Source organism: Roseateles cavernae (assembly GCF_040187885.1).
GTDB lineage: Bacteria > Pseudomonadota > Gammaproteobacteria > Burkholderiales > Burkholderiaceae_C > Roseateles_E > Roseateles_E cavernae.
In genome coordinates, this window is record NZ_JBDPLH010000004.1 from 127,716 (window position 1) to 139,573 (window position 11,858).

Annotated in this window: 13 protein-coding genes; all 13 read right to left on the reverse strand. The window is 67.5% G+C overall.

The window, feature by feature from the left end:
* Window position 1: 1 nt before the first annotated feature.
* Entirely contained in the window at window positions 2-412 is a 411-nt protein-coding gene (locus ABGI63_RS14045) for a GPW/gp25 family protein (RefSeq protein WP_349743009.1), read from the reverse strand.
* Between the two features lie 2 nt (window positions 413-414).
* The gene (locus tag ABGI63_RS14050; protein ID WP_137942034.1) at window positions 415-714 is read right to left on the reverse strand and encodes a PAAR domain-containing protein; all 300 of its coding nucleotides are present in this window, start codon (window positions 712-714) and stop codon (window positions 415-417) included.
* Window positions 715-731: 17 nt separating this feature from the next.
* Window positions 732-2,522 carry a type VI secretion system tip protein VgrG gene (gene vgrG, locus ABGI63_RS14055; RefSeq protein ID WP_137942035.1) on the reverse strand — a complete coding sequence of 597 codons (1,791 nt, stop codon included), beginning with the start codon at window positions 2,520-2,522 and terminating at the stop codon, window positions 732-734.
* 12 nt (window positions 2,523-2,534) lie between these two features.
* Window positions 2,535-3,224, reverse strand: a complete 690-nt coding sequence (locus ABGI63_RS14060; protein WP_137942036.1) for a CIS tube protein — start codon at window positions 3,222-3,224, stop codon at window positions 2,535-2,537.
* A 2-nt stretch (window positions 3,225-3,226) separates the two neighbouring features.
* Entirely contained in the window at window positions 3,227-3,400 is a 174-nt protein-coding gene (locus ABGI63_RS14065; protein WP_349743010.1) for a DUF5908 family protein, read from the reverse strand.
* Between the two features lie 19 nt (window positions 3,401-3,419).
* Complete coding sequence (locus tag ABGI63_RS14070) at window positions 3,420-4,016, reverse strand: phage tail protein (protein WP_349743011.1); 597 nt, start codon at window positions 4,014-4,016, stop codon at window positions 3,420-3,422.
* 5 nt (window positions 4,017-4,021) lie between these two features.
* The gene (locus tag ABGI63_RS14075; protein WP_349743012.1) at window positions 4,022-4,480 is read right to left on the reverse strand and encodes a phage tail protein; all 459 of its coding nucleotides are present in this window, start codon (window positions 4,478-4,480) and stop codon (window positions 4,022-4,024) included.
* Window positions 4,481-4,512: 32 nt separating this feature from the next.
* Window positions 4,513-6,072: a phage tail sheath family protein gene (locus ABGI63_RS14080; protein WP_349743013.1), complete on the reverse strand. Its 1,560-nt coding sequence runs from the start codon at window positions 6,070-6,072 to the stop codon at window positions 4,513-4,515.
* Window positions 6,073-6,090: 18 nt separating this feature from the next.
* Entirely contained in the window at window positions 6,091-6,792 is a 702-nt protein-coding gene (locus ABGI63_RS14085) for a hypothetical protein (protein WP_349743014.1), read from the reverse strand.
* A complete protein-coding gene (locus ABGI63_RS14090; RefSeq protein WP_269840255.1) occupies window positions 6,789-7,370 on the reverse strand; it encodes a Pvc16 family protein in 582 nt (193 codons plus the stop codon). The genes ABGI63_RS14085 and ABGI63_RS14090 overlap by 4 nt, the downstream gene beginning before the upstream one ends.
* 191 nt (window positions 7,371-7,561) lie before the next feature.
* Window positions 7,562-8,221: a response regulator transcription factor gene (locus ABGI63_RS14095; protein ID WP_349743015.1), complete on the reverse strand. Its 660-nt coding sequence runs from the start codon at window positions 8,219-8,221 to the stop codon at window positions 7,562-7,564.
* A complete protein-coding gene (locus ABGI63_RS14100) occupies window positions 8,218-8,892 on the reverse strand; it encodes a sensor histidine kinase (protein ID WP_349743016.1) in 675 nt (224 codons plus the stop codon). Before ABGI63_RS14100 ends, ABGI63_RS14095 begins: the two co-directional genes overlap by 4 nt.
* Before the next feature lie 220 nt (window positions 8,893-9,112).
* Window positions 9,113-11,851: an aconitate hydratase AcnA gene (acnA, locus tag ABGI63_RS14105; RefSeq protein ID WP_349743017.1), complete on the reverse strand. Its 2,739-nt coding sequence runs from the start codon at window positions 11,849-11,851 to the stop codon at window positions 9,113-9,115.
* Window positions 11,852-11,858: the final 7 nt, after the last annotated feature.

An 11,858-nucleotide genomic window follows, 5' to 3' on the forward strand; every position in this document is an offset into this window, starting at 1 on the left:
GTCAATCGGCCCGCATCGGGCTGGTGGCCTGCTGCAGATACAGCGGGTAGACGAGGTTGTGGCGCGTGTTGGTGCTGCGCACGCTGTAGTGCAGGCTCAGCTCCAGGCAGGCGGGTTCGAGATCACTGATGCGGGCATCGACGAACTCCAGCGTGATGCGCGGCTCGAAGAACAGGATGGCCTTGGTCAGCATGTCGCGCAGCTCGGTCAGGGTCTGCTCGTTGGCGGCCTCGAAGACCAGCTCGCGCAGCCGGCAGCCATAGGCTGGCTGCATCAATCGCTCGCCGACATGGGTGGACATCAGGATGCGCAGGCTCTCGGCGATATCGGCCTCGCCCTCGACCATCTCGACACCCCGGCTGCGCGCCGAGAAGCGCGGTGGGAAGCTCCAGCCCCGGCCCAGAAAGCTCATCGTCAGCCCCCGATCAGCACGGTGGGCAGGCCCAGCACGATGCTGCCGCCATGGGCCGTGCTGTCGCCGATGCGGGCGGCGGGCTTGCCGCCGATCAGCACGGTGGCCGAGCCCTTGACGATCACATCGGGCGGGCCGACGCAGACCGCGTTGTCGCCGACCACGGCGGCCGGGATCTTGCCGATCAGCACGGTGGGCACGCCGGGGCCCACGATGGGACCGCCGACATGGGGGATGGGCGGCAGCCCCGGCGTGACCATCGGGCAGGCATGCATATCGGTGAGGCGGGCGGCGGGCGGCATGGCTGTCCTGGTCGGCTTCAGTTGATCATCACCATCGCGCCCTTGACCGTGGTCTGGCCCGAGGCCGAGAGCTCGGCGGTGGCCGCGCCCTTGGCCGTGATGCCGACCTGGGCCTCGCAGCTGATGTTCAGGCCGGCGGCCTTGATGTCGGCCTTGGACGTCAGCTCGATCGCGTTGACGGCGTCCAGCGTGATGCCGCCCTTGGCCGTCAGCTTGATGTCCTTGGGGCTGTCCAGCGCGATGCCGTCGCTGCTGAGCTTGATGCTGTTGCCGTTCTGGTCCTTGATCAGGATGCTCTTGTCCTTGTCGTCCAGCACGATCTGGTTGTTGGCCGGGGTCGTCAGCGTGATGATCTTGTCCTTCTCGTCGAATACCAGCCGGTGCTTGCAGCGGGTCACCAGGGCCTTGGTGTCGTTCTCGGCGGCCAGTTCGTAGGGCGGGCTGCGGCTGCTGCTGTAGAGGCTGCCGAGCACGACCGGATGGCTGGGGTCGGCGCTCAGAAAGCCGACGATGACCTCGTCGCCGACCTCGGGCAGGAAGAAGGCGCCGAAGCCGCTGGATGCATGCAGCTGCAGCAGCCGCGCCCAGATGCCTTCGGTGGCGGTCTGCAGCACCGGCAGCTTGACCTGGATGCGCTGCTCGCCGCCGGGGTCGGCGTCGAGCTTCATCACGACGCCGATCTGCAGGCCGTGGATGCCCGGCAGCAGGCCGCCGGCCGGCGCAGCCATCACATCGGGGCGCTGCATATGCCAGTCGGGGTCGAGACCGAACTCGGCCTCGCTGAGCCACTCGCCGTCGTGGATCTCGTGCTGGACGGCGCTGACGAAGACCGGGCCGTTGACCCGCGCGCCGACGCCGGCCAGCGCGATCAGGGTCGCCGGCTTGGCCAGCGCGCTGCCCTGGAAGCTCATGCGGCCGCGCACCCGCGCCAGCGCCGCCTTCAGCTGGGCGGCCTTGGCCCATTGCTCCAGCGCGGCCTGGGGCAGGGCGGCGCTGCTTTGCAGCCGGTAGCTGTCCGGGCTGACGACCTCGGCCAGGGTCGCGCCGCTCAGATTGCCCTGCGCGTTCAGCGCCAGCGGCGCGGCCGCGCTGCTCTCGACCACGGCCTGCTGGGCCGGATCCCAGGCATGGGCCTGGGCGGCCTTGAGCTGGCTGCGCGCATCGATATCGGCCTGCAGCGCGATCAGATCGACGCCCCAGGTGACAGACAGCGCCGGCTCGGCCGAGGCATCGGGCGGCTTGACCGTGATCTTGCCGTCCTCGACCGCGACCAGCAGGCCCATCGCGTCGGCCCGCGCCAGCATGAAGTCCCAGTCGCTGCAGTCGTACTGCAGCAGCTCGGCCTGCTGGACCTCGGTGCTCTGCACATCGGCCTGCAGGCCGGCGGCGGCGATCAGGCCGGAGATGATGTCGCTGTCGGTCTGGTCCTGGTACTTGGCGTTGACGCGGCCTATCGCCATCTTGCAGGCCTTGTCGCGGCATTCGACGATCAGGCGGCTGTGGTTGTCGCCGCTGATCTTCAGGCTGTGGCGCACGACGATGCCGCTGAAGATCTGCGCATCGCTGTCGCCATAGCCGGCGCGCAGCACGATGGCGCTGCCGGGCGTGAACAGCGCGCCGTCGCTGACCGGGTATTTGTTGCCGGGCATGTCGCCGTCGTCGATCACCAGGCGCGCCCAGGGCAGGCTGTTGAGCGCGTGGCGCACCGTCAGCGAGAGGATGCGCAGCTGCTCCTGCACCTCGGTGCCCTCGCTTTGCACGACCAGGCGGACCGGACCTTCGGCGCTGGCGCTGGGGGAGGCGGGCATGCTGTCGCTCCTTCAGGCCAGCGGCGGAAAGTGCAGGCGCAGGCCCGGCCGCAGGCGGCGGAATTCGCGCAGGCCGTTGAAGCGCGCGACCTCGGGGTAGTAGCGGCTGTCGCCGTAGATGCGGTGGCACAGCAGCGGCAGGGTGTCGCCTTCGCGCACCTCGACCGAATGGCTCAGGTCGGGGCTGGAACGGTTGGCGCGACGCTCGGCCTCGGGCGCGCTGAGGAAGCCGACGAAGTCCATCTCGGCGCTGGCGCGCAGCGGCGCGCCGCTGGGCTTGAACAGCGTGTACTGCAGGCCGATGCTGCAGAGCCGGCCGTAGAACACCATCGTGCCCCAGAGGATTTGCACATGGTTGGGCTCATGGGCCTCGCCGCGGTAGGTGTAGATCACGCGGTTCAGCGCCTCGATCTGGTCGGCCACCTCGATGGGCTGGCCCGGGCCTATCGGCACGACGCCGGTGCCGTCGAAGGTGGCGGTGAAGCTGATGTCGTCCGGGTCTATGCCGGAGAAGCGCATCGGCGAGCCGATCTGGCCGACCACGCGCTTGGTGTTGTAGCGGATGGTGCGCTGGTGGCTGAACTCCGCAGGATTGATCTGCAAGGCGTAGTTGACGCCGCGATCCACCATGATGGAGCCGGACTGGCTGACGGTGCAGCGGGTCAGGGTCAGGGCTTGCCTTTGGCCGGAGGCGGGGATCATGGCTAGCGCTCTCGTTGCTGCTGCAGCTGCTCCTGCAGCCAGGCCCGGCACTCGTTGAGGATCTCCTGCTTCAGCTCGGCCAGGGTTTCGGGGTCAAGCGCGACCTGGTCTTGCGGGCGCGCCTCCTCCGGCCCGACGCTGGACTTGATCACCATCTGCCTGACCTCTATCGTCATCGCCTCGCTCCTTGGCTGCCTACTTCATGCGCACACAGGTCTGGTAGGCCAGCTCGATCTGCTCGATCGCGACCTCGTTGCGGTCGGCGTTGAAAGCCTCGATGTCCCAGCCGACCGGATAGCAGTTCTCGAAGGACCAGACGCACAGCGGCTGGCCCATCTCGTCGAGCAGGCTGACCTGCACCGGCTTGAGCTCGATGCGCCGGCCCAGATCGCCCTCCAGCACCTGTCGGCACCAGGCGACCAGCTCGGTGTTCTTCATCGCCAGGCCGCGCTGCAGGCGCAGCGTGCCCTGCTTGATGCCCTTGGGCAGCTGGTGGATGAAGCGGTTTTCGCCGCCTTCCACCAGCGGCTCGAGCTCCATCGCCAGGCTGATGCCCGAGACCTCCTGGAAGGAGCAGTCGCCGCTGCGGCCGTCGATCTGCACCGAGAAGTAGAAGGCCACCGGCGGGTAGCTGGCCTGGCTGGCCGGCGGGTCCCAGACCGTGGTGACCGCGGCTCTTGCGGTGCCGGCCGCGGAGATGCCCAGATCCAGCCGCGGCGGCAGCTGCAGCCGTGGCCGCTGCTGCGGCGGTGGCGGCAGCGGCGGCGGCTTGGGGATGACAGGATCGCTCACGGCGCTCAACCATTGGCGATGGTCAGGCCTTCGTGCGCGATCTCTATGGTTTCGACCGCGACCTCGTTGCCCTCGGCCTTCAGATCGGTGCCGGTGATCTTGGTGGGCCACGCGTTCGACAGGGTCCAGACCATGGTCGGCTTGCCTTCCTCGTCGAGCAGGCTGATCGTGACGGGCACGCGCTTGATGGTGTTCATCTTGATCTGGTTGAACCAGTCCCAGAACTTGTTGTCCGCCTTGAATACGCCTTTCTTCATCGTGACATTGCCGTGCTTCTTCAGCCCCGGCATCTTCAGCGACGAGAACACCGGGCTGTCGCCGTGGCGGTACTCGATCGGTTGGGCCTCGATGTCCAGCCCCGAGACCTCCTCGAAGGACATCACGTTCGCGTCCCACTTCACCTGGAAGTAGAACTTGGGCAGGGGCCAGACATTGGTCGATTGTTTGGAGCCGTCATCAGCCATATTGATCTCCGCGATTTAGTGTGGGGCGCAGCTCAGGACTTCTGCATCTGCTGCTGGAAGGTGATCTCGATGAACTCGGCCGGCCGCACCATGGCCACCAGCACGGTCACGCGCAGGATGCCCTCCAGGATGTCGTCGGGCGTCATGGTCTCGCCCAGGCCCACATGGACGCTGAAGGCGTCCTCGGGCGAGGCGCCGGCCAGGCCGCCGCGCTTCCAGATGCTGGTCAGGAAGTTCTGGATCATCGACTTGATCGTGACCCAGGTATTGGCCACATTGGGCTCGAACACCAGGGCCTTGGCGGCCAGCCGGCAGCTCTCCTCCAGCATGATCATCGTGCGGCGCACATTGATGTAGCGCCAGTCCAGGCTGTTGCCGTCCAGCGTGCGGGCACCCCAGACCAGCACGCCCTCGCCGATGAAGGCGCGGATCGCGTTGATGCTCTTGCCCTGGGTGGTGACATTGAGCTCCTCCTGGTCGACCGCCGAGACGCTGACGGTGGGCGAGATCACGCCGGCCAGGCTGACATTGGCGGGCGCCTTCCAGACGCCGCGGGTGTTGTCCACCATGGTGTAGACGCCGGCCATCGCGGCGCTGGGCGGCAGCAGATTGAGCTTGCTGCGGGCCTCGGCGATGATGGTGTTGAACAGTGCGCTGGTAGCCGCCAGGGTCTTGTTCAGCAGGGTCTTGTGGGTCAGGATCGCGTCCTCGCTGAGCTGGCGCGGGTCGGCCGCCCAGTCCTTGCTGATGTCGTCGACCGCCTGGGCATGCTCCTTGAGCTTGGCCGGCGCGTTGTCGGGCAGGGCGTCGGGCAGGGCCAGGTCTTGCCGCAGCAGGGTCTTCAGCACATCGATGCTGAGGATGTTCTCGTAGCTGAGATCCTTGTCGCCGACCACCGTGGTGTTGAGCCAGGGGTAGTAGGCGGCGGCAAAGTCCAGGAAGTTGATGCCCAGATCATTGCGAAAACGCGCCACCGGATCGCCGCCGGGATCGCTGCGCGGCTTGTCGCCGCCCCAGATGTCGAGGATGGCGACCCGGTTGCGCATCTTGTCGCCGCAGTGCGCCAGCATGGCCTGCTGCAAGTCGATGCAGGCCGATTCCTCCTTGAGCCGCACCGCCTCGGGGATCACCAGCATGGTTGGCTCCTGCTCCTTGAGCAGCTCGTCGATGCCGGCCTTGAACTTGTCGAGGTCCAGGTCTTGCTCATAGGTGCCGACCGAGACGATGTAGCAGGGGCCGCCGCCGTTCTGGAAGAAGTGGCGCAGCGCGCTGTAGAGAAAGTAGCTGCCGCCGTCCTTGCCGGCCGGCTGCTGCAGCACATAGCCCTTGCCCCCGGCCTTGAAGTCGTCCAGCGCCGAGGGGTCGGTGTTCTCGACGATATTGAAGCGCGGCACCGGCCCGAAACCGTAGTACTGGTGGTACTCGGCCATGGAGCTGATGCGCCAGGGCTTCATCGCCAGCGGCTTGTTGCGGTTGTCGGCGATCTGCGTGTGGCCGATGAAGGCCGGCACGGCGGTGGCCACCTCGACCACGGAGTTCGGAAAGGCGTTTTTCTCGACGATGTAAACGCCCGGAGTTTTCATCACACCCATCTGGTTCTCCTGGTTGGGTCAGCGACTGACAAAAATTTCGGTGATGGCGGTGCTGCCGCCCTGGGGCCTGAGCTCGCGCTGCAGGCCGCGCGGGGCGGCCACCGGCAGGCGCGGCATCAGCAGCTTGGGCGGCTGGCTGGCCGCATCACGCAACTGAAATCGATAGGGCGAACGCTCGGCCAGCACCAGCGCCGAGCGCGAGCGGATCACGATGGCCGCACGACCGTCGGGCAGGGCCTCGGCGCCGGGGGCCTCGAACTGCACCTCGGCGGCGGCATCGACGAGCTGCAGGCTGTGCTCCCGCCAATCGCCCAGCAGCAGATATTTCCAGACCGTGCGGCGGGCCTGCAGCTGCAGCTCGACCGCGCCGCCGAGTCCGGCGCGCCAGCCGGCTTCGTCGCGGGCAGTGCCGGTGAACAGCGGCAGCGCCAGCAGCGGCAGCGTGCCCGGCTCGGTATAGAGCTCAAAGCCGGGGTCCTCGCAGCGCAGCGTGAAGCACAGGGCCTGCGGGGCGCGCGCGGCCCACAGCAGCGCCAGCGCCGATTCGGGTGCATGCAGGGCCAGGGCGTGACCATTGCTGCGCAGCAGCAGCTGATGGGCGCGCATCGCCTGCTGCGTGTCGGCATCGGGCGTGAAGCGCAGCCGCCGCGCCAGGCCGTCGGCGAAGTAGTCGTGACGGACCCGGGCGCTGGCCAGCAGCGTGTAGCGCAGCGAGCTCATGAGGGCAGCCCCCGCGCGTCCAGCTCGCGCACCAGCGGCTCGCGGGCGTCGATGTGCTGGCCGTCGACGCTGATCATGCGCACCCGGTACAGCACCGAGGGCAGGTAGCGGCCGCTGTGGATGCCCCAGAGGCTGTGCATCTCGGAGCTGCTGAGGTTCTCGATGTTCAGCACCAGCCGGTCCAGGCGCTTGTCCAGCCCCGGCGTGTTGTGCTGGTCCAGCACCGGCCGGGTCTGGAAGAAGCTGATCGCGCCGGACAGGAATTTGAGCGCTTCCGGGTAGCTGGCGCCGCTGAAGTTGGCCGCGCACATCACCAGCAGGTTCAGATAGACCGGTGCCGGCATCTGCAGCTGGCCCGGTGCCAGGCCCAGGTTCTGGCCATGGCCGCTGCGGTGGGCGACGCTGTCGCGCTCGATGCCGGCCAGGAAGAGCACCAGCTTGTTGGCCACCAGGGGCACCAGCGCGCCGTTTTGCTCATGCAGATTCGACAGCACGGCCAGATCCTCGCTGACCTGGAAGCGCCGGCGCAGATGCTCGTTGAGTTGCCCGGCCAACTGGCCCAGGGCGGCGTCGATCATGGTGGCTGTGTCCTTGATGTCCCTGAGCCAGAAGGTAGGTCAAGACCCGGCACCGCACCATAGTCCGCCGGCTGAATCTGCATCAGCCTGGGGCTGATGGGGCAAACCATCAGGCCGGGGCTGCAGCCCAGGCAAGCCCATCAGGGCTGCGGGTTTGCCGCTAGGAAAAATGCTGAGGGCGGCGGCGGCGCTCAGACGCGCGGCGGCTGGGCATCCAGCGAGCTCAGACCCTCGCGCAGCGCGAAGCGGGTCAGCTCGGCAATGCCCTGGATCTGCAGCTTGGCGAACACATGCTCGCGGTGCGTGGCCACGGTCTTGGCGCTCAGATGCAGCTGCTGGGCGATCTGCTGGGCCGTGTAGCCCTCGGAGAGCAGCTGCACCATCTCGCGCTCGCGCGGCGTCAGCCGGGCCAGCTCGCCGGCCTCGGCCGGCCGACGGCCGCCCTGCAGGACCAGACCGACCAGTTCGCCGCTCAGATAGATCTGGTCGGCCATCACCCGGCGCACGCCGCGCGCCAGCTCGTCGAAGGAGTTCTCCTTCAACACATAGCCCGAGGCGCCGGCCTCCAGCGCCGCCAGCACCTGCTGCGGCTGCTCATGCACCGACAGGCACAGCAGCTTGCAGCGCAGCGGCTCGGCACGGATGCGGCGGATCGCCTCGACCCCGTTCATGCGCGGCATCGACAGATCGACCAGCACCACATCGGGCTGCAGCTCGCGGGCCTGGCGCACCAGCTCCATGCCGTCGCGCGCCTCGGCGATCACCTCGATATCGTCCTCGCGCTGCAGCAGGGCCACCAGGCCCTCGCGCACGATGCGGTGATCGTCGGCGACGATGACGCGGATAGTCATGACTCGTCCTCTTCGGGTTGGCGTGGCCAGCAGACCTGGGCATGCACGCCCTGGCCCGGTGCGGTGCGCAGGCTCAGCCCCATGCCCAGCAGCCGCAGCCGGGCATGCAGGCGCGGCAGGCCATAACCATGGCCGGCCGCGATCGCGGCGGCCTGGGCCCGCTGGGGATCGAAGCCCAGGCCCTGGTCGCGCACGATCAGGGTGACGCCCTTGCCCTGACTCTGAGGGGCCAGCGCGATGTGGATGGCGACCCCACCGGCATGCTTGCAGGCATTGGCCAGCAGCTCGCGCCCCGCCGCCAGCAGGCCGGCGTTGACCGGCTCGGGCAGCCGGGGCAGAGCCAGCGCGCAACTGAACTGGATGCTCAGGCCGGAGCGATCGCCCAGCTGCTGCACCAGGGCCTGCAGCGCGGCCGGCAAATCATCGACCGGCTCGGGCTGCAGCAGGGTCACCGCATCCCGGGTGGCCTGCAGCGCCTGCTTGACCAGCTCGTAGGCACGCTGCTGGGCCTGCAGCGCATGCGGCAGGTCGGGCTCGCGCGCCGCATCGAGCTGCATCAGCGCCAGGCTCAGCAGCTGGGCCAGCTCGTCGTGCAGGGCCTGCGCCAGCTGCCGTGCCTGCCAGCGTGCATCGACCATGCCGTCCGCCACCTCGACGGCGGGGGCGGGCATGGTTTCGGGCACAGGGATCAGCGCGCTGGGCATGAGCAGGACTCCTCTCACATGCCGGATCGGACCTCGGGTGGCGATCATGGCTGACCGCACCCAGACCCGGCATCCTAGGAGTCGCCGCTCGGCGGCGTCAATCTGTAAAAGCTGTCAGCGCGCCGATGGCGTTTCCTGGCCCGAAAAAACGTTCCAGTGCTTGATGGCCTCTTGTGCCTCTTGCGTTTCAAGCCGCCAGCAGCTGGCGCAGGACAAAGGGCAGGATGCCGCCATGGCGGTAGTAGTCGACCTCGATCGGCGTGTCGATGCGCAAGGTCAGCAGCACTTCCTGCCGGCTGCCGTCGGCGCGGGTGATCACCAGCGTCGCGTCGCGCTGGGGCGCCAGTTCGCCGGGGATCTGGATGTCGATCAACTCGTCGCCCTTCAGGCCCAGGCTCTCCCAGCTGACGCCCGGCTTGAACTGCAGCGGCAGCACGCCCATGCCGACCAGATTGGAGCGGTGGATGCGCTCGAAGCTGCGTGCGATCACGGCCTTGATGCCCAGCAGCTGGGTGCCCTTGGCGGCCCAGTCGCGGCTGGAGCCGGTGCCGTACTCCTCGCCGCCGAAGATCACGGTGGGTGTGCCGGCGGCCATGTACTGCATCGCGGCGTCATAGATATAGGCCTGCTCGCCCGAGGGTTGCAGCAGGGTCAGGCCGCCCTCGACCCGGCTGCCGTCGGCCTTGGCCGGGATCATCAGGTTCTTGATGCGCACGTTCGCGAAGGTGCCGCGCATCATCACCTCATGGTTGCCGCGGCGCGAGCCATAGCTGTTGAAGTCGGCCTTGCCCACGCCCAGGCCCTGCAGATACTGGCCGGCCGGCGAGCTGTCCTTGATGGCGCCGGCCGGGGAGATGTGGTCGGTCGTGATCGAGTCGCCGAACAAGGCCATGATGCGGGCGCCGGAGACGCCGGCGGCGGTGAACACCGGCGTCTGGGTGAAGCCCTCGAAGAAGGGCGGCTGCGCGATATAGCCGCTCTTGGGCCAGGTGTAGACCTGACCCGCGACCCCATCGATCTGCTGCCACAGCTTGCCGGGCTTCTTGTCCACCTGCTCGTAGTTCTCGCGGAAGGCCTTGGGGTTCATCGCGTACTTCATCAGCGCGTAGATCTCGTCGCTGCTCGGCCAGATGTCGCCGAGGAAGATGTCGCGGCCCTTCTTGCCCTTGCCCAGTGGCTGGGTCATCAGGTCCACCGTGACATTGCCGGCAATCGCGTAGGCGACCACCAGCGGCGGCGAGGCCAGGAAATTGGCCTTCAGGTTCGGATGGATGCGGGCCTCGAAATTGCGGTTGCCCGACAGCACGGCGGCGCAGATCAGGTCATTGCTGGTGATGGCCTCGTTGAGCTCGGGGGTCAGGTCACCGGCATTGCCGATGCAGGTGGTGCAGCCATAGGCGGCCAGATTGAAGCCCAGCTTCTCCAGATAGGGCAGGAGGCCGGCCTTCTCCAGATACTCGGTGACGATGCGCGAACCCGGGGCCAGCGAGGTCTTGATGTGCGGCTGCACCTTCAGCCCGGCCTCCACCGCCTTCTTCGCCAGGAGGCCGGCGGCCAGCAGCACGCTGGGGTTGGAGGTGTTGGTGCAGGAGGTGATCGCGGCGATCAGCACATCGCCGTTCTTCACATCGAGGCCGCCGGTGGTCTTGAAGACCTGGCCCAGCTTCTCGGCCGGCTGGTTGAAACCATTGGCGGCCGTGGGCTGGCTGTAGAGCTCGGCGAACTTGGCTGCCAGATCGGTGATCTCGATGCGGTCCTGCGGGCGCTTCGGGCCGGCCAGCGAGGGCACGACGGCGCCCAGGTCGAGCTTGACGACCTGGGAGTAGTCGATGTCGCCGGCGCGGGCCACGCCGAACATGTCCTGGGCCTTGAAATAGGCCTCGAAGGCCTCGATCTCGGCCTTGCTGCGGCCGGTGCCACGGAAATAGTCCAGCGTCTTGTCGTCGACCGGGAAGAAGCCCATGGTCGCGCCGTACTCCGGCGCCATATTGGCAATCGTCGCGCGGTCCGGCACGGCCAGGCTCTCGGTGCCCTCGCCGAAGAACTCGACGAACTTGCCGACCACTTTCTCCTTGCGCAGGATCTCGGTGACGGTCAGCACCAGATCGGTCGCGGTGACGCCTTCGCGCAGCCGGCCCGTCAGCTCGAAGCCGACCACGTCCGGAGTCAGGAAATAGACCGGCTGGCCCAGCATCCCGGCCTCGGCCTCGATGCCGCCGACGCCCCAGCCGACCACGCCGATGCCGTTGATCATCGTCGTATGGCTGTCGGTGCCGACCAGGCTGTCGGGGTAGTAGACCTTCTCGCCCTTGTTGCCCGTCTTGTGCACGCCGCGCGCCAGATACTCCAGATTGACCTGGTGCACGATGCCGAAGCCCGGCGGCACGACGCCAAAGGTGTCGAAGGCCTGCATGCCCCATTTCATGAACTCGTAGCGCTCGCGGTTGCGTTCGAATTCCAGCTTCATATTCAGGTCCAGGGCCTTCTTCGTGCCGTAATGGTCGATCATCACCGAGTGGTCGACGACCAGGTCCACCGGCACCAGCGGCTCGATGCGCTTGGGGTCCAGGCCGGCAGCGGCGGCGACATTGCGCATCGCGGCCAGATCGGCCAGCAGCGGCACGCCGGTGAAGTCCTGCAGCACGACACGGGCGACGACAAAGGGAATCTCGTCGCTGCGCTCGGCCACCGGCTGCCAGTTGGCCAGCTGGGCCACATGCTCCGGCGCGACCTTTTTGCCATCACAATTGCGCAGCACCGACTCCAGCACGATGCGCAGCGAGATCGGCAAGCGCTTGATATTGGGAAACTTCTTGGCCAGCTTGGGCAGGGAGTAGTAGCGGCCGCTGCGCCCCGAGGGTGTCGTGAACTCGCTCAGCGTGTGGGCAAATGCGTGTGGGGTGCTGGCGACGGGGGCTTTGGGCATAAACACT

Coding starts and splice junctions, on each gene's coding strand:
- ABGI63_RS14080 (WP_349743013.1), bottom strand. CDS start 6,072: ATGGGTGTGATGAAAACTCCGGGCGTTTACATCGTCGAGAAAAACGCC.
- ABGI63_RS14085 (WP_349743014.1), bottom strand. CDS start 6,792: ATGAGCTCGCTGCGCTACACGCTGCTGGCCAGCGCCCGGGTCCGTCAC.
- ABGI63_RS14060 (WP_137942036.1), bottom strand. CDS start 3,224: ATGATCCCCGCCTCCGGCCAAAGGCAAGCCCTGACCCTGACCCGCTGC.
- vgrG (WP_137942035.1), bottom strand. CDS start 2,522: ATGCCCGCCTCCCCCAGCGCCAGCGCCGAAGGTCCGGTCCGCCTGGTC.
- ABGI63_RS14095 (WP_349743015.1), bottom strand. CDS start 8,221: ATGACTATCCGCGTCATCGTCGCCGACGATCACCGCATCGTGCGCGAG.
- ABGI63_RS14075 (WP_349743012.1), bottom strand. CDS start 4,480: ATGGCTGATGACGGCTCCAAACAATCGACCAATGTCTGGCCCCTGCCC.
- ABGI63_RS14100 (WP_349743016.1), bottom strand. CDS start 8,892: ATGCCCGCCCCCGCCGTCGAGGTGGCGGACGGCATGGTCGATGCACGC.
- ABGI63_RS14090 (WP_269840255.1), bottom strand. CDS start 7,370: ATGATCGACGCCGCCCTGGGCCAGTTGGCCGGGCAACTCAACGAGCAT.
- ABGI63_RS14045 (WP_349743009.1), bottom strand. CDS start 412: ATGAGCTTTCTGGGCCGGGGCTGGAGCTTCCCACCGCGCTTCTCGGCG.
- acnA (WP_349743017.1), bottom strand. CDS start 11,851: ATGCCCAAAGCCCCCGTCGCCAGCACCCCACACGCATTTGCCCACACG.
- ABGI63_RS14050 (WP_137942034.1), bottom strand. CDS start 714: ATGCCGCCCGCCGCCCGCCTCACCGATATGCATGCCTGCCCGATGGTC.
- ABGI63_RS14065 (WP_349743010.1), bottom strand. CDS start 3,400: ATGACGATAGAGGTCAGGCAGATGGTGATCAAGTCCAGCGTCGGGCCG.